Raw genomic sequence first — 23,659 nt, 5'->3', positions numbered from 1 at the left:
AGTATCCTTTTCGCGGTTACGCGTGAGCCGGTTGACGCGCGGCGTACACGCGCTCCTTGAACGGCGTGATGCCGATGCGGGTATACGTATCGATGAAACGCTCGCCTTCCTGGCGGTTGTCCACGAACGTATCGATCACCTTCGTCATCACGTCGGGCATTTCCTCGGCCGAGAACGACGGGCCGATCACGCGACCAAGGTGAGCGCCGGTCGCGCCCGTGCCCTGCTCGCCGCCGAGCGTCACCTGGTACCACTCGGAGCCGTCCTTGTCGACGCCCAGAATGCCGATGTTGCCGACGTGATGGTGACCGCACGCGTTGATGCAGCCCGAGATGTTCAGCGACACGTCGCCGAGGTCGTACACGTAGTCCAGATCGTTGAAGCGTTCCTGGATCGCGAGCGCGATCGGGATCGACTTCGCATTCGCGAGCGAGCAGAAGTCACCGCCCGGGCACGAGATGATGTCGGTCAACAAGCCGATGTTCGGCGTCGCGAAGCCCTGCGCCTTGGCCTTTTCCCACAGCGCGAACAGGTCGCGCTTCTTCACGTCGGCGAGAATCAGGTTCTGCTCGTGCGACACGCGGATCTGGCCGAACGAGTATTCGTCCGCCCAGTCGGCGACCGCTTCCATCTGCGCGTCCGTCGCGTCGCCCGGCGCGACCGTGGTCGGCTTCAGCGACAGCGTGACCGACGCATAGCCCGCGACCTTGTGCGGACGCACGTTGCGCTCGACCCAGCGCGCGAACGCGCGGTTTTCCAGCAGATGCTTTTCGAACGACGTATCGGTGTCCGGCAGCTTGTCGTAAGCGGGCGGCGCGAAGTACTGCGACACGCGATCCACTTCGGCCTGCGTCAGCGTCGACGGACCGTCCTTCAGGTGCTGCCACTCTTCCTCGACCTGCGCGGAGAACTTCTCCGGCGACAGCGCCTTCACCAGAATCTTGATCCGCGCCTTGTACATGTTGTCGCGGCGGCCGTAGCGGTTGTACACACGCAGCACGGCCTCGCTGTAGGTCAGCAGATGCTGCCACGGCAGATCGCGGCGGATAATCGCGCCGACGATCGGCGTACGGCCGAGACCCCCGCCCGCCAGAATGTCCACCACCAGTTCGCCTTGCGCGTTCTTCTTCAGATACACGCCCATGTCGTGGATCTGCACGGCCGCGCGGTCTTCCTTCGAACCCGACACGGCGATCTTGAACTTACGCGGCAGCCACGCGAATTCGGGGTGGAACGTCGACCATTGACGTAGGATTTCGGCCCACGGACGCGGATCGACGACTTCGTCGGGCGCGACGCCGGCGAATTGATCGGCGGTGATGTTGCGAATGCAGTTGCCCGAGGTCTGAATGCCGTGCATCTGCACGGCGGCGAGCTTGCGCAGGATTTCCGGCGTTTCTTCGAGCTTGATCCAGTTGTACTGGATGTTCGAGCGCGTGGAGAAATGGCCGTAGCCGCGGTCGTGTTCACGCGCGATCTGCGCGAGGACGCGCATCTGGTCGCTGCGCAGATTGCCGTACGGAATCGCGATGCGGTGCATGTACGCGTGACGCTGGTAGTACAGGCCGTTCTGCAGACGCAGCGGACGGAACTCCTCTTCGCTCAATTCGCCCGACAAGCGGCGGCGAACCTGATCGGCGTACTGCGCGACCCGTTCATCGACGATGGTCTGGTCGTACTGATCGTATTGGTACATTCGGGGACCCCAATTTTTTTCGAAACTTGCGTGACACACAGCAGTCCGGTTCTGCCGCGGCTCGAATATCCGTGTTTGTCAGCTGTCGCAAGCAAGCGTTTAGACCCATCGCTCATTTGCTTATAACAAAAACAGATATCCATATTGAAAAAGATGGACAGATCGTAATAAACTCGCCTTATATTTCAAACGACTAAAAAATTCTTTTTATATGCGGCGAGGTTATATATGAACCTGCACCAATTCCGCTTCGTCCGCGAGGCTGTGCGGCAGAACTTCAACCTCACCGAAGCGGCCAAGGCGCTGTTTACGAGCCAGCCGGGGGTCTCGAAGGCGATCATCGAGCTGGAGGACGAACTCGGCGTCGAAATCTTCACCCGCCACGGCAAGCGCGTGCGTTCGCTGACCGAGCCGGGCCGCATCATATTGCAATCGATCGAAAAAATCCTGCAGGAAGTGGAAAGCCTGAAGCGGGTGGGCAAGGACTACGCGGCGCAGGATCAGGGCAACCTGACGATCGCCGCGACCCACACGCAGGCGCGCTACTCGCTGCCGGCGGCGATCGCCGAGTTCAAGAAGCGCTTCCCGAAGGTCCACCTTTCGATTTTGCAAGGCAGCCCGACCCAGGTCGCCGAAATGGTGCTGCACGACCAGGCTGACCTCGCGATCGCGACCGAGGCGATCTCGAACTACAAGGATCTTGTGTCGCTGCCCTGCTTCCAGTGGCACCACGTCGCGGTGATGCAGCCCGACCATCCGCTGCTCGAGCGCAAGCTGCTGTCGCTCGACGACCTGACCCAGTACCCGTTGATTACGTACGACAACGCGTTCGCCGGCCGCACCAAGATCAACGAGGCGTTCCGCCTGCGCGGGCTGCATCCGGACATCGTGCTCGAGGCGATCGACGCCGACGTGATCAAGACCTACGTCGAGCTGGGCCTCGGCGTCGGCATCATGGCCGACATCGCGTTCAACGGCGAGCGCGACCGCCATTTGCGCGCGATGCCGGTCGGCCATCTGTTCGGCAGCAACGTGACGCGCGTCGCGCTGAAACAGGGCGCGTATCTGCGCAGCTACGTGTACACGCTGGTCGAGCTGCTGTCGCCGAGCCTGAACCGCAAGCTGATCGAGCAGGCGCTGAAGGGCGAACACGAAACCTATGAGCTTTGAACCGCTTTCATACCGCTTCCATACCGCTCTCTCGCTACGGAGACACTTCTGATGAAGTTGCATAACAATAATGTGCGCAACACCCTGCGCGGCCTCGCGGTCGCAGCGCTGCTCATCGCCGGCGCGGCGCACGCCGACCTGAAAGTCGGCATCGATCTGTCGAACACCGGGCCGGCCGCCGTGATCGGCATCACCAGCAAGAACGCGATGCTGATGTGGCCGCAGACGATCGCCGGCCAGAATGCCGACTACATCTTCCTCGACGACGCGTCCGACCCCGGCAACGCGGTGCGCAACATTCGCAAGCTGATCAACGAGGACCACGTCGATGTAGTCGTCGGCCCGAACATCACGCCGGCCGCGATGGCCGCGCTCGATCCGGTCGCCGACAGCCAGACGCCGATGATCACGCTGATCGGCTCGGCGAGCGTCGTCGAACCGCAGGAAGGCAAGAAGGTCTGGGCGTATAAGATGGCGCAGACCGACAGCGCGATGGCCGACGTGATGACGCGCTACATGTCGAATCACAACGTGAAAACGGTCGGCTTCATCGGTTTCGCGGACGGCTACGGTGAAAGCTGGCTCAACGAGTTCAGCAAGTTCGCGGCGCTGCGGCATATCCAGTTGGTCGCGACCGAGCGCTACAACCGCACCGACGCGAGCGTGACCGGCCAGATCCTGAAGCTGATGACCGCGAAGCCCGACGCGATCCTGATCGCCGGCGCGGGCACGCCGACGGTGCTGCCGCAGCGCACGCTGATCGAGCGCGGCTACAAGGGGCCGATTTATCAGACGCATGGCATCGCGACACCGGAGTTCATCAAGCTCGGCGGTAAAGACGTGGAAGGCACGCTGTTTCCGACGCAGCCGGTCGTCGTTGCGCGCACGCTGCCGGCCGATCATCCGTCGAAGAAGGCGGCGCTCGCGTTCGTCGACGCGTACGAAGCGAAGTACGGCCCCGGCAGCGTCACGCAGTTCGCGGGCGATGCGGCCGGCGTGTACCCGCGCCTGCAGGACGCCGTCGCGCGCGCGTTGAAGACCGCGCAGCCGGGCACGCCGGCGTTTCGCGTCGCGTTGCGCGACGAACTCGAGCACGCGCATGAGCTGGTGGTGCCGAACGGGGTCGTCAATACGAGCCCGAAGGATCACGTCGGTCTCGATCAGCGGGCTAGCGTGATGGGCACCATCAAGAATGGTAAGTTCGTTTATCTGAGCCAGTAATCCGGCAGCGGGGCGTCGATGACGCTCCGCCTTTCGGTAGAACTACGGGAGGCAAGATGGCCACCGCTTCAATCGCAGAGAACGCCAGCACTGGCATCGTCACCGTTCCAAGCACCCACGCGGGCAGCGCGACGGCCGAGCGTTTGCAAACCATCATTCTGGAGCGCGGGCTGACCGTTTTCGCGTGCATCGATTTCAGCGGCGACGCTGAGCGCGCGGGACTGACGATGCCGTTCAGCCAGCTCCTGATCTTCGGCAATCCCAAAGCCGGCACACCGTTGATGCAACTCGCGCCGACCGCCGCGCTCGATCTTCCCCTGAAGGTGCTCGTGTGGGAAGACGCGGACGGCCGCGCGTGGCTATCCTTCAACTCGACGGCCTATCTTCGCGAACGTCATGGTCTGCCGGACGACTTGATGAAGCCGGTAAGCGGTGTGGCCGCCCTCGTGGATGCGGCCGCGCGGTAAAGCGTCGAACGGTCACGAACAACCCATCGAAATCTTCGCCGTCGCGCGACTCAGGTATGCTGGGCCCTTTGTAACCGCTTCCGTTCAAGGGGAGATCATGCGGCGCGTTGTATTCAATCAGAAAGGTGGCGTGGGCAAATCGACCATCGTCTGCAACCTGGCGGCCATCAGCGCGAGCGAAGGGCTGCGCACGCTGGTGATCGACCTCGATGCCCAGGCGAATTCGACCCAGTATCTGCTCGGTCCGCAGGCGAGCGAAGTCCACCCCACTGTCGCAGGCTTCTTCGAAACCGCGCTCGGCTTCAGCTTCAAGCCCGTCGAAGCGACCTCGTACATCCATCCGACGCGCTTCGAGAATCTGGACGTGATGCCCGCCCATCCCGATCTCGACACGCTGCACGGCAAGCTCGAATCGCGCTACAAGATCTACAAGCTGCGCGACGCGCTGAACGAACTCGACATGTACGACGCTATTTACATCGACACGCCGCCCGCGCTGAACTTCTACACGCGCTCGGCGCTGATCGCCGTCGAGCGTTGTCTGATTCCGTTCGACTGCGACGACTTTTCGCGGCGCGCGCTCTACACGCTGCTCGAAAACGTCAAGGAGATCCAGCAGGATCACAACGACGCGCTGCAGGTGGAAGGCATCGTCATCAACCAGTTCCAGCCGCGCGCGAGCCTGCCGCAGAAGCTCGTCGACGAACTGATCGGCGAAGGCCTGCCGGTGCTGGGGTCGCGCTTGTCATCGTCGGTGAAGATCCGTGAGTCGCATCAGTTGGCGACACCCGTCATTCATCTTGATCCGGGGCATAAGCTCGCGCAGGAGTATCGGGCGCTGCATCGCGAATTGAGCGAGTAAGCCCGAGCGACGTCATTGGCCTAGCGACCTCAGCAGCCGCACGAGGTTTTGCGGCTCGATATGAATGATCCCGCCTCGCGGACTGTCGATGTCCGCGATCAGCGTCAGCGACAGCGCAACCGTGACCGGCAGCACGATGATCAGGATGCCTCGTCGAACGCTGCCTCTCGCTCCATAACCCTGCACGACGCACGCAAATAGTCCGATCACGATCATCAGCGTCCACGCGCCCAGCGGAATCCGGTTCAGCAGCGCCGCCTCGGAATAGTCCTGCGAATTGAGGACGTCGTTCATGCCGGTCATCACGACGGCGCCGATCGGCGTCGGCTGGTCCCTCGCGACCTGCGCCGCGAGGCGCCAAAGTGCGGCCTGAGACTTCGCTGTGTCTGCCTCGATGCGAGCGATTTCCTGCGCATCTCGTGTTTGAAAATGCGCGAGTCTCAATTGCGCGTAATGCGTCAATTCAGCCTTGATCTGCGCGCTGACGGGCGGCGCGACCACATCGGCCCGGGCGTACTCGGTTCCGATCGCGTTCGCTTCGTTTTCCTCCAGGTTCTTGCGCTGGTCGTAGCGATTGACCGCCATCGACAGATTGAAGCCGATCAGCAGCGCGAGCAACGTCAATGTCGACGTCTCCACGATCGTGAAATCTTCGCGCTCCTCGCTCTTCATTGCGAAAACGCGTCGCAGCGCCAATGCGCCAAAAGTGATCGCGCCGACGAACGCGACCAGCAGTACCACGAACAGCGTGCCAGGATGATCGACGAATGCTTGCATGCAATGCCTCCATTGCGGACATCTGCGTGAGACGCGGTAGCTCGGGGCTGAGCGGGTCGAGGTTCATCGCGTCTTTTCGTCCGTTGGCGCCATCCGCACACCGTCAGCAAAATTGTTAAAGTAACGCTCTCGTCAATCAGCAGCCGCAGTCCCCATCATGCGCACCACCCGAGCCATCCACGCCGTCGAGCGCCTGAAAACGCGCACCGGCAACCCGCGCTTCGCCGCGATCAGCCTGTCCGGCGGCCTGTTCTATCTCGTGGACAAATCGACCGGAGTCGACCAGAAGGTATCCGACCCGCTGACGCTCGACGACTTCGTCAAGTTCGTCGACGCCTACGGCCCGCAGAAACCGCGCAAGGCCAGCAAGCTCGATATCGCCTTCGAAGCGCAGATCAAGAAAAGCAAGGGCGGTTGACGCTCCAGCTTCGCCGACCTGGCGCTTCGTTGCGATGCTTTACGCCCCTTCGATCTCCACCCACCGTCCGTCCCCCGCACTGCTTTTCAGCACCGCCTCGATAAACCGCAATCCGTCGACGCCATCATCGACCGTCGTCAACAACAGGCTTTCCGCCGGCGGTGCGCGGCCTTCGTTCAGTGCATCGATCTGCAACGCCGCATCTTTGTACAACTGCGCGAACGCTTCCAGATAGCCTTCCGGATGCCCGGCCGGCACGCGCGTCGCATGCGCGGCGACCGCACTTTTCACACGCGCGCGTGTCAATCGCTCCGCAGCGCCGCCTAGCGGCGTGAACCACAACGCGTTCGGCTCCTCCTGATCGAACGCGAGCCCCGCCTTCGTGCCATACACGCGCAAGCGCAGCGCGTTCTCCGCGCCGCTCGCCACCTGGCTCGCCCACAACATGCCGCGCGCGCCGTTCGCATAACGCAGCATCGCCTGCACGTGATCGTCGATACGACGCCCCGGCACGAACGTATGCAGCTCGGCCGACAGCGCGCGCGGCATCATCCCCGTCACGAAAGCGGCCAGCTGATACGCGTGCGTGCCGATATCGCCGAGGCACCCGGCCGGCCCCGCCAAGGCCGGATCGGTACGCCAGCCCGCCTGCTTGTTGGCGCCGCCCGTTTCGAGCGGCTCGGCGAGCCAGTCCTGCGCATACTCGACCTGCACGACGCGTATCTCGCCCAGCTCGCCCCGTTCGACCAGGTCGCGCGCATGCCGCACCAGCGGGTAGCCCGAATAGGTATGCGTCACCGCAAACAGCCGCTTTGATGACTGCGCGAGCTTCGCGAGGGCTTCGCCTTCGGCGAGCGAGACCGCGAGCGGCTTGTCGCAGATCACGTGGATGCCCGCTTCGAGAAATGCCGTCGCGACCGGCGCGTGCAGATGATTCGGCGTAACGATCGCGACCGCGTCGATGCCGTCGTCGCGCGCGGCCTCGGCGCGCGCCATCTCGCGCCAGTCCGCGTAGCTTCGCGCGATGCCCGCTTCGACGGCGCTCGCCCGCGCGCGCTCAGGATCGGACGACAAAGCGCCCGCCACCAGTTCGAAGCGATCGTCGAGCCGCGCGGCGATCCGGTGCACCGCGCCGATGAACGCGCCCTGCCCGCCGCCGACCATGCCCAGCCTGAGCCTTCTTCGCTGCATCGTTTGCGCTCCCATGTCAAATGCCCAGCACGCTCTTCAACTGCGCGGTATCGACACCGCTGCCCGCGAAGTCATCGAATGCACGCTCGGCCACGCGGATGATGTGCCGACGAATGAACTCCGCGCCTTCGCGCGCGCCGTCGTGCGGATGCTTCAACGCGCATTCCCATTCGAGCACGGCCCAGCCCGGAAAATCGAACTGCGCCATCTTCGAGAAGATCGCGCCGAAGTCGATCTGCCCATCGCCGAGCGAACGAAAGCGCCCCGCGCGTTCGACCCAGCCGCTATACCCGCCGTACACGCCCTGCTTGCCGGTGGGACGGAACTCCGCGTCCTTCACATGAAACGCCTTGATGCGCTCGTGATAGATATCGATGAACGCGAGATAGTCGAGCTGCTGTAGCACGAAATGGCTCGGGTCGTACAGGATGTTCGCGCGCGAGTGCTGTTTGACCGCCGCGAGAAAGCGCTCGAACGTCACGCCGTCGTGCAGGTCTTCGCCCGGATGCAGTTCGTAGCAGACGTCGACGCCGGCCGCGTCGAACGCATCGAGAATCGGCGTCCAGCGGCGCGCGAGTTCGTCGAACGCAGTATCGACGAGACCGGCCGGCCGCTGCGGCCAAGGGTAGATATACGGCCACGCGAGCGCCCCCGAAAACGACACATGCGTGCTCAGGCCCAATCGACGCGACGCCTGCGCCGCGAGCTTCATCTGCGCGATCGCCCACTCGGTGCGCGCCGCCGGCTTGCCGCGCACGTGCGGCGCGGCGAAGCCGTCGAACAGCGTGTCGTATGCCGGATGCACGGCGACCAGTTGGCCCTGCAGATGCGTCGATAGTTCGGTGATCGCGACGCCCGCGTTGTCGACCGTCTCGCGCAGTTCGTCGCAGTACGCGTCGCTCGCGGCCGCTTTCTCGAGATCGATCAGGCGCGGGTCGCACGGCACCTGGATGCCCTTGAAGCCGAGACCCGCGGCCCAATCGGCGAGATGCGCGAGGTTATCGAACGGCACGTCGTCGCCCATGAACTGCGCGAGAAAAATCGCCGGCCCTTTGATGGTTTTCATCTTTACGGTTCCTCGAACGTTGCGCGCGGGCCGCACCCGCGCGCGTTAGACGATGCTCGGAGCGCCGCTCAGAACGGCGAGTCGGGGAAATAGAACTGCTGGGCGTTTTCCTTCGTGATCAGCACCGACGGAATGATCGTCGTGGGCGGCAGCTTGTCGCCCTTCAGCCGAGCTTCGGCCGTCAGCTTGATCGCGTCGTAGATGAATTTCGGCGAGTACGACACGTCGGCCTTGATCATCGGCGCGCCGTCCATCACGTTCTTCACCATGCCCTTCGAGCCCGCGCCGCCGAACACGATCTTGATGTCGTTGCGCTTGGCCTGATCGATCGCCTTCAGCACGCCGACCGCCATGTCGTCGTCGGCGGCCCACACGGCGTCGATGTGCTTGAAGCGCGTCAGGTAGTCCTGCATCACCTTGAACGCGTCGTCGCGATTCCAGTTCGCGTACTTCGCGTCGAGAATCTTGATGTCCGGGTAGTTCTTCAGCACGCCGGTGAAAGCGGTCCAGCGCTCGTTGTCGAGCGTGGTCGGAATGCCGCGCAGCGCGACGATGTTGCCCTTGCCGTCGAGCGCCTTCGCCAGGTACTCGGCCGGAATCTTGCCGAACGCGGTGTTGTCGCCGGCCACGTAGGCATCCTGCGCACTGGTGTTCGTCAGACCGCGATCGACCACCGTCACGTACACGCCCTTGCGCTTCACCTGCTCGACCGGTTGCGTCAGCGTCGCCGATTCGTACGGGAAGATCACGAGCGCGTTGATCTTGTTGACGGTCACCAGATCCTGCAACTGGTTCGCCTGCTCGGGCGCGTTGGCCGCCGTTTTCACGATCACTTTCAGATCGGGATGCGCCTTCTCGAGATCCTCCTTCGCCTTGTTCGCCCACCAGACGATGCCGCCGGTAAAGCCGTGATCGGCCGTCGGAATCGCGACGCCCAGCGTGACCTTGTCGTCGGCGCGCGCCGCGCCCGCCGTGCCCAGTATCCCTAACGCCAGCACGCCGGCGCCGATCGCTCGAATGACTTGCTTCATGGTGTGTGTCTCCAATCAAGAGGCGTTCGCTCGCCCCGATTTTTCGGACCTGCCGTTGGTTTACCGCGCCTGCCTTGCTACACCTGCTTGAAACGCACGTCTACCGCCGCCCGCGCTGCACGAACGCGACGAAAATAATCACCACGCCCTGCACCGCCGCGTTCAGATACACGCTGATGATGCTGGTCAGGTTCAGGATGTTCGCGATCACCGACAGCAGGATCGCGCCGATCACGGTGCCGATCACGCGTCCCTCGCCGCCCTTGAGCGCGGTGCCGCCGACCACCACCGACGCGATCGCTTCGAGCTCCCACAACAGGCCGGTGGTCGGCGTGGCGGAGCCGAGGCGCGGCACGTAGAGGACGGTAGCCACGCCTACGCAGATTCCGAGCAGCACGTACGTGACGATCTTGACCGTATCGACGCGAATCGCCGCGTAACGCGCGACCTGCTCGTTCGAACCGATCGCCTGCACGTGCCGGCCGAACGCGGTGCGATTGAGGATCAGCGCGCCGCCCGCCGCGACCACGAGGAACACCCAGATCGGCACCGGTACACCGAACAGGCTCGCGTAATAGACGGGACCATACAGATTCGAGAGAGAATCGTTGAGCGTCAGCGCGCCACCATCGGCGAGCCATGTCAGCACCGCGCGGAAAATCCCCAGCGTGCCGAGTGTGACGATGAACGGCTCGATGCGCCCTTTGGTGATCAGCAGCCCATGCGCGCAGCCGAACAGCGCGCCGAGCACGAACGCCGCGACGATGCCGATCGTCACGATCAGCAACGGCGGCAACGCATGACCGGTAGCACCGGCCGCGAGCCCGTTCATCAGCCAGATCATGATGCCGGCGATCAACGCGGCCATCGAGCCGACCGACAAATCGATGCCGCCCGAGATGATCACGAAGGTCATGCCGACCGCGATGATGCCGATGAACGACGTGCGCGTGAGCACGTTCATCAGGTTGTCGAGCGTCGCGAAGTCGCGGTTGAGCAGCGTGCCGACGATGCACAGCACGATCAGCCCGGCGAGCGGCCCGAGCGTGTAGAGCCGCTGCGCGACGCGCAGCGCGCGCCGTGATTGCACGGCTTCAGTGGGTGCCGGTCGCATGAGCGATCAACTCCTCTTCAGTCAGATGCTCGAGCGTCAGCGTCGCTTGCAGGTGTCCCGCGCGCATCACGGCGACGCGATGGCACAAGCCGATCAGCTCGATCAGTTCGGATGAAATGACGATCACCGCGCGGCCCTGCGCGGCGAGACGATGAATCAGGAAGTAGATGTCGCGTTTCGCGCCGACGTCGACGCCGCGCGTCGGTTCGTCGAGCACGATCACGTTCGGGTCGGGCTGCAGGAACTTCGCGAGCGCGAGCTTCTGCTGGTTGCCGCCCGACAGCATGCGCGCGCGGCTCGACAGGTCGCCGGTGCGTATGCCGAATTCGCCGACGGCCTTCTGCAACGCCGCGCGCCCCGCTTTCAGATCGAGCAGCGGATGCGCGTAGCGTTCGAGCGTCATCAGCGTGACGTTGTCCTGCAGGCTCATGTTGACATGAAGGCCTTTGCCCTTGCGGTCCTCGCTCAGATACGTGAGACCGTGGCGCATTGCATCGCGCGGGCTCTTCAGATCGACTGCCCGGCCGGCGATTTCGATCGTGCCGCCGGTGCGTTTGCGCAAGCCGATGATTGCCTCGAACGCCTCGGTGCGGCCCGCGCCGACGAGGCCCGCGAAGCCGAGCACTTCGCCCGCGCGCACGTCGAAGCTGAGATCCTCGACCCAGTCGGGCACCGTGAGGCTGTTCACACGCAATGCGACCGGCGTGTCGGCGGACACCGTCTGCTTGTCGGGGAACATGTCGGATACGTCGCGTCCGACCATCAGGTTCGCCATCTGCTGACGCGCGAGCCCCGAGGTTTGACCACGCGCGACGAAGCGGCCGTCGCGCATCACGATCACCTCGTCGGTGATGCGCTCCACTTCATCGAGCTTGTGCGAGATGTAGACGATCGTCACGCCATCGGCCTTCAGCTTCAGCATCAGCGCAAAGAGCCGCTCGGTTTCGGCGGGCGTCAGCGTCGCGGTCGGCTCGTCCATGATCAACAGACGCGCGCGGCGCGACAGCGCCTTCGCGATCTCGACCATCTGCTTTTCCGCGACGATCAGCTCGCGCACTTTGGTGTCCGGCGCGCGCTCGAGCCCGACCTGCGCGAGATAGCGCGCGGCGTCGCTGCGCATCGCGGCATCGTCGACGAACCAGCCGCGGCGCTTCTCGTGGCCGAGGTACATGTTCTGCGCGATCGTCAGATGCTCGGCGAGGTTGAACTCCTGGTGGATCAGCACGATGCCCTGCGCCTCGGCGTCGCGCGAACCGGCGAAGCGCTGCGCGTGGCCATCGACCAGCACGCTGCCCGAGGTTGCAGCTTCATAACCGGCAAGGATTTTCATCAGCGTCGATTTTCCCGCGCCGTTCTCGCCGAGCAGACCGTAGATGCGGCCAGGTGCGAGCTCGAAGCTCACGCCGTGCAGCACGCGCACGGGACCGAAGTCCTTGCGGATGTCGTCGAAGCGGATCGCGAGGCTCATGGTTCACGCGCTCCCACGAATCACCAGACGATGCGGCAGCAGCACGCCCGGCACGTTGGCCTGCGGATTCGCGAGACGCTGCAGCAGCAAACGCGCGGCGGTCTCGCCGAGCTCGCGCATCGGCTGCGCGATCGTCGTGAGCGGCGGATCGATCTGCGCAGCGAGCGAGATGTCGTCGAAGCCAGCCACCGCGACGTCGTCGGGCACGCGCTTGCCGACGCTGCGCAAGCCGTGGATCACGCCGATCGCGAGCGTGTCCGACACCGCGAAGATCGCGCTCGGCGCATCGGACTGCTGCATCAACCCGGCTGCGGCGGACGCGCCCGCCTCGTAATCGAGGCTGTTCAGATTCATGCGCCAGCGCGGATCGGGCGCGATGCCCGCGTCGCTCAACGCGTCGAGGTAGCCTTGCTGACGCTGGCGTGCATACAGATAGTCGACGTCGGAATTGATCAGGCCGATGCGCCGGTGACCGCGCGCGAGCAGATGGCGCACCGCGTCGCCGGCCGCGCGATAGTTGTCGATGCCGACGTACGGCACGCCCATCTCCGGATCGAACTCGCAGCACGCGACCCACGGCAGCGCCTGCGACGCCTCGCCGAGCGCCTGCTGGATCGTCGCCGGATCGAGGCAGATCGCGCCGTCCGCGCGGCGACGCCGCAGCATGTCGAAGTAGCTGCGCTCGCGGCCCGGGTCCGCGCCGGTGTCACATAGCAGCATGAAGTAGCCGTGCTGACGCGCGACGCTGTCGATGCCGCGCACGATCTCCGCGTAAAACGGATTGCCGAAGTCCGGCACCATCGTCAACAGCAGGCGGCTTTCGGCGGTGCGCAGATTGCGCGCGAGTTCGTTTACGCGGTAGCCGCTCGCGTCGATCGCCGCGAGCACCTTGTCGCGCGTGGCGGGCCGCACATTGTCGTGGCCGTTCAGCACGCGCGACACCGTCGCGACCGACACGCCCGCCTGCTCGGCCACGCCGGCGATCGAAGGCCCATCGGCCGTGCGCGGCGAGCGCCTCGGCGGCTGACGTAGCGGTTGACTGCTCGCGCCGGACGACGCGGCCGGCGACGATCGGGACGGCGTTCGGGACACACGACCTCGCAGCGAAAATGTAATCGATTACATTTTGTGGCGATGGCGATGCGAATCGCAAGCCCGGATCGCTAGGGATTAACACGGGGGCGGGCCGGCCTGGCACTTGCCCGCGAGCGTCCGGTGCAAGTCGGCCATTTGGTACAATCCCGCAGTTCTCCTGACGCGGCTTGCAAAGCGAACGCCTTTCGGAGGCCGCGGCCGCCGGCAATCCGCCGTGGCCGGGTCAGGACAAAAGTCAGCGGCAATCGTCGCCCGCTCGCCAAACCAAAACCGCCGAATCCACCATGAACATCGAGCAAGCGCGTTTCAACATGATCGAACAGCAGATCCGCCCCTGGGAAGTGCTCGACCAGGACGTGCTGAATCTGCTGTCGATCGTCAAACGTGAGAATTTCGTCCCCGCCGCCTACCGCGACCTCGCTTTCGCCGACTTCGAAGTGCCGCTGCCGGCCGGCCAGCACATGCTGGCGCCGCGCGTCGAGGCGCGCGTGCTGCAGGAGCTGGCGGTGAAGAAGCACGAAAGCGTGCTGGAAATCGGCGCGGGCTCGGGTTACATGGCGGCGCTGCTCGCGCATCGCGCGCAACACGTGCTGAGCATCGACATCGAACCGGAACTGGCCGAGCTTGCGAAGAGCAACCTGATCGCCAACGGCGTGCTGAACGTCGAAGTCGCGACCGGCGACGCTTCGCGCGGCTGGAGCGGCGCGGCGCCGTATGACGTGATCTGCGTGTCGGGCGGTCTGCCGGTGCTGCCGCAGGAAATCCTCGAACAGCTGAAGGTCGGCGGCCGTCTCGCGGCGTTCGTCGGCAGCGCGCCGGTGATGAAGGCGCAAATCATCACGCGCATCGACGAGAAGCAATACCGCATCTCCGACGTGTTCGAAACCTATGTCGAGCCGCTCGCCAATGCAGTGCAGCCGGCGCGGTTCAGATTCTAAGCGGCGGTTTTCGCTGCGCTTCGAGTTGTATTGTTGATCTGGACGGGCGGCGAGTAAGCCACCGTCCCACGAACTGGATGTCTCGCTGATGCAAAATCTGACCGCTCCCGCACTCGCCGAATGGCTCGCCGATACCTCGCGTCCCGCACCCGTGCTTCTCGACGTGCGCGAGCCGTGGGAACTGCAAACCGCGTCGATGGCCGGCGTCGTGTCGATTCCGATGCGCGAGATTCCCGCGCGCAGCGAGGAACTCGATGACGATGCGCAGATCGTCTGCATTTGCCATCACGGCGCGCGCAGCGCGCAGGTCGCGATGTTCCTCGAATCGCGCGGACACGCCAATGTGTTCAATCTGCAAGGTGGGATCGACGCGTGGTCGCGACAGGTCGATCCGTCGGTTCCGACTTATTGAGGTTCGGCGCGGAGATAGCGCGTTGAAGCGGCGCAAGGGCTGATGGTCCTTGCGCCGTTTTTCTTTTGTGCTGCGTCGGAAATGCTGGCAAAGACCCCGCAAGCCAAGGTTTTGGCTTGCGGGGTCTTTGTTTTTGCTGACGCGTTATTCAGCCATATCTTTTCGGAATATGCCCATATGGACGGGGGAGTTTCCCGCGTAGCCTTCGAGGCTTTCAAGACACGACGAGACACGTTTGTGAGCGGCCGGTATCCGCAACACGGAAGTACAGGCAAGCACGCTGCTATCTATCTCGGACAGGACGCTAGTGCAATGGAACAGTCAGAATCAGGTACGCCGGCGAACTATATATTGGCACCCGCATTCCGGTGGCTTGTGCAACGATGCGAATGCTTTATCGGTGATCGAATGGTGAAATCTAATCTCTTTGCGGTAGCGGTAATCGCGTCACTTGGCGCCGCTCTCGCGAATCAGGCTTGCGCAACAGAATTGACGTGCTTGCCATCAATTTCAGTCAATGAGTCATTGAGTCAACCGATATCCCAGGAGTGGATTCCCCAGTTGGCTAAGTCACCTCGCTTTTTGCAGGGGATAACATTCTTCGATGATGATCCTAAAAAGAATGCAAGCATCGTCCCTACTAGCGACACAGCCTTGACAGGCCACGACCGAATAGCCCGGTGGCGCTTTCGACCAAGCGGTATCCCGGTCTGGCTCGGGTGCCGATATGAGGGCACTGGCATCGCGCTTACAAGGCAACTACCCGCTTCCTATAAAGAATGCCAGCTTGTTTATGGCCCGGGTGGAATCGTCAAGAAGATTAGCTGCGAGTAGTTATGCTCACGAGCAGCGCATCGCGCAGGTCGCGATGTTCCTCGAATCCCGCGGACATGCCCACGTGTTCAATCTGCAAGGTGGGATAGACGCATGGTCGCGTGAGGTCGATCCGTCGGTTCTGACTTATTGAGGTTTGGCGCGAAGGTAGCGCGTTAAAGCGGCGCAAGACTAAATTATGTGCTCAGTGAAATTTACGGCGATGTGCATCATTCTCTACAGCATATCAAATATAGCGATTGGCGCCGAAGGCGGCTTTAAAGGGGATTTTGAGGGAACAGGTCGTGCGTGTTCCGGTGCGCTCTACGTGCGAGCTAACACAATTGAATGGAATTCAACGTATAGCTTCTGTAAGACAACACGCTACAAAATATTGGAAAAGAATTTCAGCGATGAGCAAAGACGCATTGTCTTTCACTTGAACAATCCAGGTCATCAGTGTCGATTCAAGATTGTGGAAGTTGAGCAAGCAAGTCGTCACAACTGGAATGTGAGTGGTTACCAGTCCTTGGAAGGATTTCAAAAAAGGGATTTGCCAGACTGGAATAATTCCCGTTACCCGAACGGCAAGTTTTGTCGTGTTTAACGGCAGGACCAGACTAAGCTCATTGCGTGACACACCGCTTCCTAAAGATCTTCGAGCTGAATAGCCCAAAGTGATCTTCAGCGCGGTCGTCGTGCGTCGTGTAGTACATCCCTTTCGCGCTCGCGAGCAACCGCGGCGCGTTCGATCATGTCGGGTCTCCCTGATCAGCATTCAGCATCACTGGTGCTCCGGTGTGAGGCGGCACCCCACGCCATGCACAAAAGCGCGGCGTCCCAAAGGCGCCTATGCACCGCCGACGCCCCGCCTGCGCCAGCGACGCTTCACTGGCGTCGAAGCACGCTTCGTCGCGGCGCGACGCGCACCCGAACGAGGCGCGCCGCGCGCGACTGCACCAGTTTCGCGCCGTGCCATCGATGGACCGAGTCGCCACCCCCGCGCCCATAACCGCGCCACCACAGGCATTGCACGCGCATTGCGTCGAATGCATCACATGGCATATGCCTTGCAGTAGACGAGCGGCAAGCCGTGCGAGCTCAGCCAGGCTGGCTGAAATCGGCGCTCATAAACAGTGACCATCAATGACAAGGGGAAAGCACATGAAACGTCGCAGTCTGTTGAAGTTCGGCTCCATGTCCGGCGCGCTCGCGCTCGCGGGCCGCGTGCCGTTCGCGCACGCGCAGTCCGATAGCGGTCCGATCAAGGTGGGCATCCTGCATTCGCTGTCCGGCACGATGGCGATCTCCGAGACGTCGCTGAAAGACACCGCGTTGATGACGATCGCCGACATCAACAAGAACGGCGGTGTGATGGGCCGTCAGATCCAGCCGGTGGTCGTCGACCCGGCGTCGAACTGGCCGCTGTTCGCCGAGAAGGCGCGCCAGCTTCTCACGCAGGACAAATGCGCGGTCGTGTTCGGCTGCTGGACCTCGGTGTCGCGCAAGTCGGTGCTGCCGGTGTTCGAGGAACTGAACGGCCTGCTGTTCTATCCGGTGCAGTACGAAGGCGAGGAAATGTCGCGCAACGTGTTCTATACGGGCGCAGCTCCTAACCAGCAGGCGATTCCCGCGACCGAATACCTGATGAGCGCCGAAGGCGGCGGCGCGAAGCGCTTCTTCCTGCTCGGCACCGACTATGTGTATCCGCGCACGACCAACAAGATCCTGCGCGCGTTCCTCAAATCGAAGGGCGTGCAGGAAGCCGACATTCAGGAGGTTTATACGCCGTTCGGTCACAGCGACTATCAGACCATCGTCGCCAACATCAAGACCTTCTCGCAAGGCGGCAAGACCGCGGTGATCTCGACCGTGAACGGCGATTCGAACGTGCCGTTCTACAAGGAACTCGGCAACCAGGGGCTGAAGGCGTCGGATGTGCCGGTCGTCGCGTTCTCGGTCGGCGAAGAGGAACTGCGCGGCATCGATACGAAGCCGCTCGTCGGCAATCTTGCGGCCTGGAACTACTTCATGTCGGTGCGCAACCCGTCCAACGAGAAGTTCAAGAAGCAATGGGCCACATGGGTCAAGGACAACAACCTGCCGGGTGGCACGAAGCGCGTGACCAACGATCCGATGGAGGCGACCTTCGTCGGCATCCATATGTGGAAGCAGGCGGTCGAGAAAGCAAAGAGCACCGACGTCGACAAGGTGCGCGTCGCGATGGTCGGGCAGACCTTCGCGGCACCGTCGGGCTTCACACTGGAGATGGACGGCAACCACCATCTGCACAAGCCGGTGATGATCGGCGAGGTACGCGCGGATGGCCAGTTCAACGTCGTGTGGCGTACCAAGGGGCCGATCCGCGCGCAACCGTGGAGCCCGTTCATCGCCGGCAATGCGGGCAAGCCGGATGTGGTCAGCTCGATTCCGGCGTTCCTGCGGCGCTCGCGCGTTGCGTGACGTGTCGGCGTGAGTCGCACCGCGGCGCGCGGCGAACCGCGCGTGTCTCGCCGCGGCAGCCGCGTGCCGCGACGTGTGGCCTGCGTACCGGCACGCGCAGCGCACGCGCGGCGACGCCCCGCTGAAGCGGCGGCGGCACCCTCGCGCGCCCGAGCGGCTCATCGATTCAATCCAGGGCAAAAGGCCATCATGGCGTTTTCATTTCCGACTTCCGTACGACGACGCGGCGCGGCGCTCCTGCTGCCGCTCGCGGTCCTTCTCGCCGCCGCGCCGGGCGCCGCATTCGCGCTGACCCAGGCCGACGTCGCGCCGCTCGCCGGCGACGACTTCGAGGCGAAGTCCGCCGCGATCGACAAACTGATCGCCACGCACGATACCGCGTCGCTCGCGGTGCTGAAGGCCCTCGCCGACGACAGCGCGCTCGCCACCGACTCAGGCGCGGTACTGCTGCAGGACGGTGACGCCACCCGCGATGCCGTCACCGGCCAACCGGTCGCCGCGAACGACGGGCAACCCATCACGCTGAACAACCTGCTGCGCTCGAAAGTAGCGGGCGCGCTGTCGGGTCTGCAACTCGCGTCGCCCGACCAGGCGACACGCGCAGCCGCCATCGATGCGCTGCTGCAAAACCCCGATCCATCGATCAAGCCGCTGGTGGACGCCGCGCGCGCCAAAGAAACCGATCCCGCGCTGAAGAAGCGTCTCGACACGCTGTGGGCGATGAGCGCATTGCACGACCCGGACCCTTCGAAGCGTCTCGAAGCCGTGCAACTGGTCGCCGCGCGCCACGACCTCGAAATGAACGAGTTGCTGCGCCCGCTAGTCGCGAAGAAAGCCGACGGCACGTTTGTCGAAACCGACGAACGCGTGCGCGCGGCCGCGCAAAGCGGCATCGACGAGCTCGATGCGATCCAGCGCCGCAGCCAGATCGCGGGCACGCTGTTCGCCGGGCTGTCGCTCGGCAGCGTGCTGCTGCTCGCCGCGCTCGGCCTGGCGATCACGTATGGCCTGATCGGCGTGATCAACATGGCCCACGGCGAATTCCTGATGATCGGCGCCTACGCGACCTACGTCGTGCAGAACCTCGTTCAGCGCTTCGCGCCCAACGCGTTCGACTGGTATCCGCTCTTCGCGATACCGGCCTCCTTCGTCGCGGCCGCGCTGGTCGGCATCGTGCTCGAGCGGCTCGTACTGAAGCATCTGTACGGCCGCCCGCTCGAAACGCTGCTGACCACCTTCGGCGTGAGCCTGATCCTGATTCAGGCGACCCGCATGCTGTTCGGCGCGCAGAACGTCCAGGTCGTCAATCCGTCGTGGATGAGCGGCGGCGTCACCGTCCTGCCGAACCTGATCCTGCCGTACAACCGGCTCGCGATTCTCGCGTTCTCGCTGATCGTCGTCGCGATCGCCTGGGCCGTGCTCACGCGCACTCGGTTGGGTCTGTTCGTGCGCGCGGTCACGCAGAACCGCCGGATGGCCGCGTGCGTCGGCGTAAAAACCGCGCGCGTCGATTCGTATGCGTTCGCATTCGGCGCGGGCATCGCGGGGCTCGGCGGCTGCGCGCTGTCGCAGATCGGTAATGTCGGGCCCGACCTCGGCCAGAGCTACATCATCGATTCCTTCATGGCGGTCGTGCTAGGCGGTGTCGGCCAGCTTGCGGGCACCGTGCTCGGCGGCTTCGGCCTCGGGCTCGTCAGCAAGGCGATCGAACCGTTCTGGGGCGCGGTGCTCGCGAAGATCGCGGTGCTCGTGCTGATCGTGCTGTTCATCCAGAAGCGTCCGCAGGGCATGTTCGCCTTGAAGGGCCGCAGCGCGGAGGCATGAGATGGCATCGGCTACTTCATCGGCGAACCCCTCTTCCGCAGCGTCGTCGCGCGCGGGTGCCGGCGCCGCGCGCGAGTTGAACACCGGCTTTGCGCTCGGCCTGCCACCGCGGCCCGCGTTGCTGTCGCGTCGCGCGTGGCTCGCGCTGATCGCGTTGATCATCGTGGTCGGCCTCGGCGTGCCGTTCGCCGCGCTGGTGATTCCGCAGACGAGCGCCTTGCATCTGTCCGCGTACGCGATGACGCTGACCGGCAAGTTCATGTGCTATGCGATCGCCGCGCTGGCGCTCGATCTGGTGTGGGGCTACTGCGGCATCCTGAGTCTGGGTCACGCGTTGTTCTTCGCGCTCGGCGGCTATGCGATCGGTATGTACCTGATGCGCGCGATCGGTCACGACGGCAAGTACGGCAGCGATCTGCCCGACTTCATGGTGTTTCTCGACTGGCACCAGTTGCCGTGGTACTGGCAAGGCACGCAGCATCTCGGCTACGCGCTGCTGCTCGTCGTGCTGGTGCCGGCCGTGGTCGCGTGGGTGTTCGGCTTCTTCACGTTCCGTTCGCGCGTGAAGGGCGTGTATCTGTCGATCATCACGCAGGCGATGACCTTCGCCGCGATGCTGCTGTTCTATCGCAACGAAACGGGCTTTGGCGGCAATAACGGCTTTACCGACTTCAAGCGCATCGGCGGTTTTCCGATCACTCATCAGGGCACCCGCGCCGTGTTGCTGCTGATCACGTTCGCGGTGCTGATCGCCGCGTTCATCGGCGCGCGCGCGATCGTCACGTCGAAGCTCGGCCGTGTCGTGACCGCGGTGCGCGACGGCGAAACGCGGCTGATGTTTCTCGGCTACAGCCCGCTCGCGTACAAGCTGTTCGTGTGGACCGTGTCGGCGGTGATGTGCGGCATCGCGGGCGCGTTGTACGTGCCGCAGGTCGGCATCATCAATCCGGGCGAGATGTCACCGGGCAACTCGATCGAAATGGCGATCTGGGTGGCGGTCGGCGGACGCGGCACACTGATCGGACCGATCATCGGCGCGTTCGCGGTGAACGGCGCAAAGAGCTTCTTTACGGCGAACTTCCCCGAATACTGGCTGTTCTTTCTCGGCCTGATCTTCGTGCTGGTGCCGCTGCTGCTGCCGAACGGCATCATGGGTCTCGCCGATCTGCTGACGCGCAAAAGAAACCGCTGAGGAACCGCTGATGAACGAAAACCCGATGGTTCCCGATCTGGATTTGCCCGAAGCACCGCCGGAACGCTCGCTGAGCGGCGTCGCGAGCATGGGGCACACGGTCGTGCCCGGCGAGATCGACATATCGCACGGCACGATCCTGTACCTCGAAGACGTGACCGTCAGCTTCGACGGCTTTCGCGCACTCAACGCATTGTCGCTCGCGATCGACGCGGGCGAACTGCGCTGCATCATCGGCCCGAATGGCGCGGGCAAGACGACGATGATGGACGTGATCACGGGCAAGACCGCACCCGATCACGGCAAGGTGTTTCTCGGCCAGTCGATCGATCTGACGCGGATGAACGAACCGGCGATCGCGCGCGCCGGCATCGGCCGCAAGTTCCAGAAGCCGACCGTGTTCGAACAGCATCCGGTGTGGGAAAACCTCGAACTCGCGATGAAAACCGACAAGGGCTGGTGGGCGTCGCTGCGCGCGCGGCTCGATCGAGACGCTCAGGCGCGCATCGAGCAAACGCTCGCGCTGATCGGGCTGGAAAGCGAAGCGCGCAGGCTCGCCGGCGAGCTATCGCACGGCCAGAAGCAGCGCCTCGAAATCGGCATGCTGCTCATGCAACGCCCAGCGCTGCTGCTGCTCGACGAACCAGCGGCCGGTATGACCGACGACGAAACGATGCAGCTCGCCGAATTGCTCAACCACCTGCGCGGCACCTGCTCGATGATGGTCGTCGAGCACGACATGGAGTTCGTCGCGGCGCTCGCGGGGGACACGGGCAAGGTGACGGTGATGGCCGAAGGCCGCGTGCTCGCGCACGGCACGCTCGACGAAGTGAAGCGCGATGAGACCGTGATCGAGTCTTATCTCGGCCGCTGATTGCAGCTCGAGGCGGTATCGCATCGTCAACCCGACAGGATGACTGAACCATGCTCGAAGTAGACCGACTGAACCAGTATTACGGCGGCAGCCATATTCTGCGCGACGTGAAGCTCACGGTGCCCGAGCGCAAGCTGACGGTGCTGCTAGGGCGCAACGGCGTCGGCAAGACCACGCTGCTGCGCTGCCTGATGGGCGTCGTGCCCGCGAAAAGCGGAGCGATCGCGTGGCGCGGCGAACCGCTGATGAAACTGCCCACGCATGCGCGCGTCGCCCAGGGGCTCGCCTACGTGCCGCAGGGCCGCGATATTTTTCCGCGCTTGACCGTCGAGGAAAACCTGCTGGTGGGCGCCGCCAGCAGAAGGTCGCCGAAGAAAATCCCCGATCGCATCTACGAGCTGTTCCCGGTGCTGGAGGACATGCGCAACCGGCGCGGCGGCGATCTGTCCGGCGGTCAGCAGCAACAGCTCGCGATCGGCCGCGCGCTGATGAGCGAGCCGCAACTGCTGATCCTCGACGAGCCGACCGAGGGCATCCAGCCGTCGATCATTCAGGATATCGGCCGCACGCTGCGGCAGCTCGTCGAGGACATGGGCATGACGGTGCTGCTCGTCGAGCAGTACTACGATTTCGCCAAAGCGATCGCCGATCGTTACTGGGTTATGAGTCGCGGCGAAATCATCGCGGGCGGTGAAGGGGCGAACATGGATGCCGATGGAGTGCGGGGTTTGATTGCCGTGTAAGCGTTTTTTCAATCTGCAACAGCCATTAGAAAGCTTGCGGCCCGCGCCGTCGGCCCCGTCTGACGCGACTGAAGCTCACCACTCAAGTTATCCGCCGCGCAACCGTTACACAGGCTAGGCAGCGCCGCAACGGTTCGACGAGGTGGACACCATGGACGACAACAAGCAGGTCAGACGCGAGTTTTACAGAAACCCAGCCTCCTATTGCAGGGTGATGAACGTCGTGTCGGCAGTCACCTTTGGTTTATTCGAGGTGCACAGCGGCGGTACGGTCGGCATGCTGTCGGTGCGCTGGGAGAAGCTCGGCAACGAACTCGCGCCCCAGTTGCACGCGTATTACGACAGCTGGCACGTGCTTGCGTCGTTCCCCGACGTCCTCGCGAGAATGGCCGAGACGACCGGTCCGTCGTGTTCGCCGGAAGCCTTCTGTCAGCTCTTGCTCGACTGCGGGTTCATCAATCGCGCGGAACGCGGCGTGGACGATCACGCCGCGCCGACCCGCGTGCGCCAGACACTGCCGCAATAAAACCTGGGTTAGCAACACAACATCGTTAGAGAAGGGAGAAAAGCATGTCCGTGACGGTTAACGTCGAGTATCAATACTGCCGACATGGCAAGAAAGCAATCGAGACAGGCAGCGACTCGTTGACCGTCCAGGAAAACACCCCGCGCGCTATCGTCGCGCTACTGCGGCTGCTGCATCCGCAGTGGGAGGGCATCAAGGTGCTGTCGGTAACCGAGGCCTCGCCTGAAGGCACTGCGTCGTAGTCGCTGCCGCGCGGCTCTCGCGCCGCGACCGCGTGCTATCCTCGCCGCACGCCGGC

The 23,659-nt window shown here is 63.5% G+C and carries 24 protein-coding genes and 1 pseudogene; 17 read left to right on the top strand and 8 right to left on the bottom strand.

Annotated elements, in window-relative coordinates; all coding sequences use genetic code 11:
* Positions 1-16: 16 nt before the first annotated feature.
* Positions 17-1,696: a nitrite/sulfite reductase gene (locus AB3X96_RS14060; protein WP_368590228.1), complete on the bottom strand. Its 1,680-nt coding sequence runs from the start codon at positions 1,694-1,696 to the stop codon at positions 17-19.
* Between the two features lie 228 nt (positions 1,697-1,924).
* Between AB3X96_RS14060 and AB3X96_RS14055 the strand changes: the two genes are divergently transcribed.
* The 4 genes from AB3X96_RS14055 to AB3X96_RS14040 all read left to right on the top strand — a co-directional run bounded on the left by AB3X96_RS14055 (position 1,925) and on the right by AB3X96_RS14040 (position 5,416).
* Positions 1,925-2,866, top strand: coding sequence for a CysB family HTH-type transcriptional regulator (locus AB3X96_RS14055; RefSeq protein ID WP_176109331.1), 942 nt, complete (start codon positions 1,925-1,927; stop codon positions 2,864-2,866).
* Between the two features lie 51 nt (positions 2,867-2,917).
* Positions 2,918-4,087: an ABC transporter substrate-binding protein gene (locus AB3X96_RS14050; RefSeq protein WP_368590227.1), complete on the top strand. Its 1,170-nt coding sequence runs from the start codon at positions 2,918-2,920 to the stop codon at positions 4,085-4,087.
* A gap of 56 nt (positions 4,088-4,143) precedes the next feature.
* Positions 4,144-4,554, top strand: a complete 411-nt coding sequence (locus AB3X96_RS14045) for a DUF302 domain-containing protein (protein ID WP_368590226.1) — start codon at positions 4,144-4,146, stop codon at positions 4,552-4,554.
* A gap of 97 nt (positions 4,555-4,651) precedes the next feature.
* Entirely contained in the window at positions 4,652-5,416 is a 765-nt protein-coding gene (locus AB3X96_RS14040) for a ParA family protein (RefSeq protein WP_368590225.1), read from the top strand.
* Positions 5,417-5,428: 12 nt separating this feature from the next.
* Here AB3X96_RS14040 and AB3X96_RS14035 read toward each other — a convergent pair whose 3' ends face one another.
* Complete coding sequence (locus AB3X96_RS14035) at positions 5,429-6,193, bottom strand: hypothetical protein (RefSeq protein ID WP_368590224.1); 765 nt, start codon at positions 6,191-6,193, stop codon at positions 5,429-5,431.
* A gap of 157 nt (positions 6,194-6,350) precedes the next feature.
* On the opposite strand from AB3X96_RS14035, the gene AB3X96_RS14030 reads away from it, so the two are divergent.
* Positions 6,351-6,611 carry a hypothetical protein gene (locus AB3X96_RS14030; RefSeq protein ID WP_176109336.1) on the top strand — a complete coding sequence of 87 codons (261 nt, stop codon included), beginning with the start codon at positions 6,351-6,353 and terminating at the stop codon, positions 6,609-6,611.
* 39 nt (positions 6,612-6,650) lie between these two features.
* Here the strand turns inward: AB3X96_RS14030 and AB3X96_RS14025 are convergent, their stop codons facing one another.
* The 6 genes from AB3X96_RS14025 to AB3X96_RS14000 all read right to left on the bottom strand — a co-directional run bounded on the left by AB3X96_RS14025 (position 6,651) and on the right by AB3X96_RS14000 (position 13,573).
* Positions 6,651-7,802 carry a Gfo/Idh/MocA family protein gene (locus AB3X96_RS14025; protein WP_368590223.1) on the bottom strand — a complete coding sequence of 384 codons (1,152 nt, stop codon included), beginning with the start codon at positions 7,800-7,802 and terminating at the stop codon, positions 6,651-6,653.
* Positions 7,803-7,818: 16 nt separating this feature from the next.
* Positions 7,819-8,868, bottom strand: a complete 1,050-nt coding sequence (locus AB3X96_RS14020; RefSeq protein ID WP_368590222.1) for a sugar phosphate isomerase/epimerase family protein — start codon at positions 8,866-8,868, stop codon at positions 7,819-7,821.
* A 68-nt stretch (positions 8,869-8,936) separates the two neighbouring features.
* Positions 8,937-9,899 carry a substrate-binding domain-containing protein gene (locus tag AB3X96_RS14015; RefSeq protein ID WP_176109339.1) on the bottom strand — a complete coding sequence of 321 codons (963 nt, stop codon included), beginning with the start codon at positions 9,897-9,899 and terminating at the stop codon, positions 8,937-8,939.
* A 100-nt stretch (positions 9,900-9,999) separates the two neighbouring features.
* Positions 10,000-11,013, bottom strand: a complete 1,014-nt coding sequence (locus tag AB3X96_RS14010) for an ABC transporter permease (protein ID WP_013088671.1) — start codon at positions 11,011-11,013, stop codon at positions 10,000-10,002.
* Entirely contained in the window at positions 10,994-12,481 is a 1,488-nt protein-coding gene (locus AB3X96_RS14005; protein WP_368590221.1) for a sugar ABC transporter ATP-binding protein, read from the bottom strand. Before AB3X96_RS14005 ends, AB3X96_RS14010 begins: the two co-directional genes overlap by 20 nt.
* Positions 12,482-12,484: 3 nt before the next feature.
* The gene (locus AB3X96_RS14000) at positions 12,485-13,573 is read right to left on the bottom strand and encodes a LacI family DNA-binding transcriptional regulator (protein ID WP_368590220.1); all 1,089 of its coding nucleotides are present in this window, start codon (positions 13,571-13,573) and stop codon (positions 12,485-12,487) included.
* A gap of 287 nt (positions 13,574-13,860) precedes the next feature.
* Here AB3X96_RS14000 and AB3X96_RS13995 point away from each other — a divergent pair, with 287 nt between their 5' ends.
* The 12 genes and pseudogenes from AB3X96_RS13995 to AB3X96_RS13940 all read left to right on the top strand — a co-directional run bounded on the left by AB3X96_RS13995 (position 13,861) and on the right by AB3X96_RS13940 (position 23,603).
* A complete protein-coding gene (locus AB3X96_RS13995) occupies positions 13,861-14,514 on the top strand; it encodes a protein-L-isoaspartate O-methyltransferase (protein ID WP_176109342.1) in 654 nt (217 codons plus the stop codon).
* Positions 14,515-14,602: 88 nt separating this feature from the next.
* Positions 14,603-14,926 (top strand): rhodanese-like domain-containing protein, encoded by a 324-nt coding sequence (locus AB3X96_RS13990; protein ID WP_368590219.1) that lies wholly within the window; start codon positions 14,603-14,605, stop codon positions 14,924-14,926.
* 42 nt (positions 14,927-14,968) lie between these two features.
* Positions 14,969-15,760, top strand: a complete 792-nt coding sequence (locus AB3X96_RS13985) for an STY0301 family protein (protein WP_368590218.1) — start codon at positions 14,969-14,971, stop codon at positions 15,758-15,760.
* A gap of 16 nt (positions 15,761-15,776) precedes the next feature.
* Positions 15,777-15,893, top strand: a pseudogene (locus AB3X96_RS13980) (sulfurtransferase); the annotation flags it as partial.
* 69 nt (positions 15,894-15,962) lie between these two features.
* Positions 15,963-16,346 carry a hypothetical protein gene (locus AB3X96_RS13975; protein WP_368590217.1) on the top strand — a complete coding sequence of 128 codons (384 nt, stop codon included), beginning with the start codon at positions 15,963-15,965 and terminating at the stop codon, positions 16,344-16,346.
* A 557-nt stretch (positions 16,347-16,903) separates the two neighbouring features.
* Positions 16,904-18,202 carry an urea ABC transporter substrate-binding protein gene (gene urtA, locus AB3X96_RS13970; protein ID WP_368590216.1) on the top strand — a complete coding sequence of 433 codons (1,299 nt, stop codon included), beginning with the start codon at positions 16,904-16,906 and terminating at the stop codon, positions 18,200-18,202.
* A 189-nt stretch (positions 18,203-18,391) separates the two neighbouring features.
* A complete protein-coding gene (gene urtB / locus AB3X96_RS13965; protein WP_368590215.1) occupies positions 18,392-20,026 on the top strand; it encodes an urea ABC transporter permease subunit UrtB in 1,635 nt (544 codons plus the stop codon).
* A gap of 1 nt (position 20,027) precedes the next feature.
* A complete protein-coding gene (gene urtC, locus AB3X96_RS13960; protein WP_368590214.1) occupies positions 20,028-21,218 on the top strand; it encodes an urea ABC transporter permease subunit UrtC in 1,191 nt (396 codons plus the stop codon).
* Positions 21,219-21,228: 10 nt separating this feature from the next.
* Positions 21,229-22,092, top strand: coding sequence for an urea ABC transporter ATP-binding protein UrtD (urtD, locus tag AB3X96_RS13955; RefSeq protein WP_176121120.1), 864 nt, complete (start codon positions 21,229-21,231; stop codon positions 22,090-22,092).
* A gap of 50 nt (positions 22,093-22,142) precedes the next feature.
* Positions 22,143-22,835 (top strand): urea ABC transporter ATP-binding subunit UrtE, encoded by a 693-nt coding sequence (gene urtE / locus AB3X96_RS13950; RefSeq protein WP_368590213.1) that lies wholly within the window; start codon positions 22,143-22,145, stop codon positions 22,833-22,835.
* A gap of 151 nt (positions 22,836-22,986) precedes the next feature.
* The gene (locus AB3X96_RS13945) at positions 22,987-23,361 is read left to right on the top strand and encodes a hypothetical protein (RefSeq protein ID WP_368590212.1); all 375 of its coding nucleotides are present in this window, start codon (positions 22,987-22,989) and stop codon (positions 23,359-23,361) included.
* A 44-nt stretch (positions 23,362-23,405) separates the two neighbouring features.
* Positions 23,406-23,603, top strand: coding sequence for a hypothetical protein (locus AB3X96_RS13940; RefSeq protein WP_368590211.1), 198 nt, complete (start codon positions 23,406-23,408; stop codon positions 23,601-23,603).
* The last annotated feature ends 56 nt before the right edge of the window (positions 23,604-23,659 follow it).

It is taken from the genome of Paraburkholderia sp. BR13439, assembly GCF_040948805.1.
Lineage (GTDB): Bacteria > Pseudomonadota > Gammaproteobacteria > Burkholderiales > Burkholderiaceae > Paraburkholderia > Paraburkholderia youngii.
Note: the sequence above shows the minus strand (reverse complement) of the source record. Positions and strands in the feature narration are given on the sequence as shown.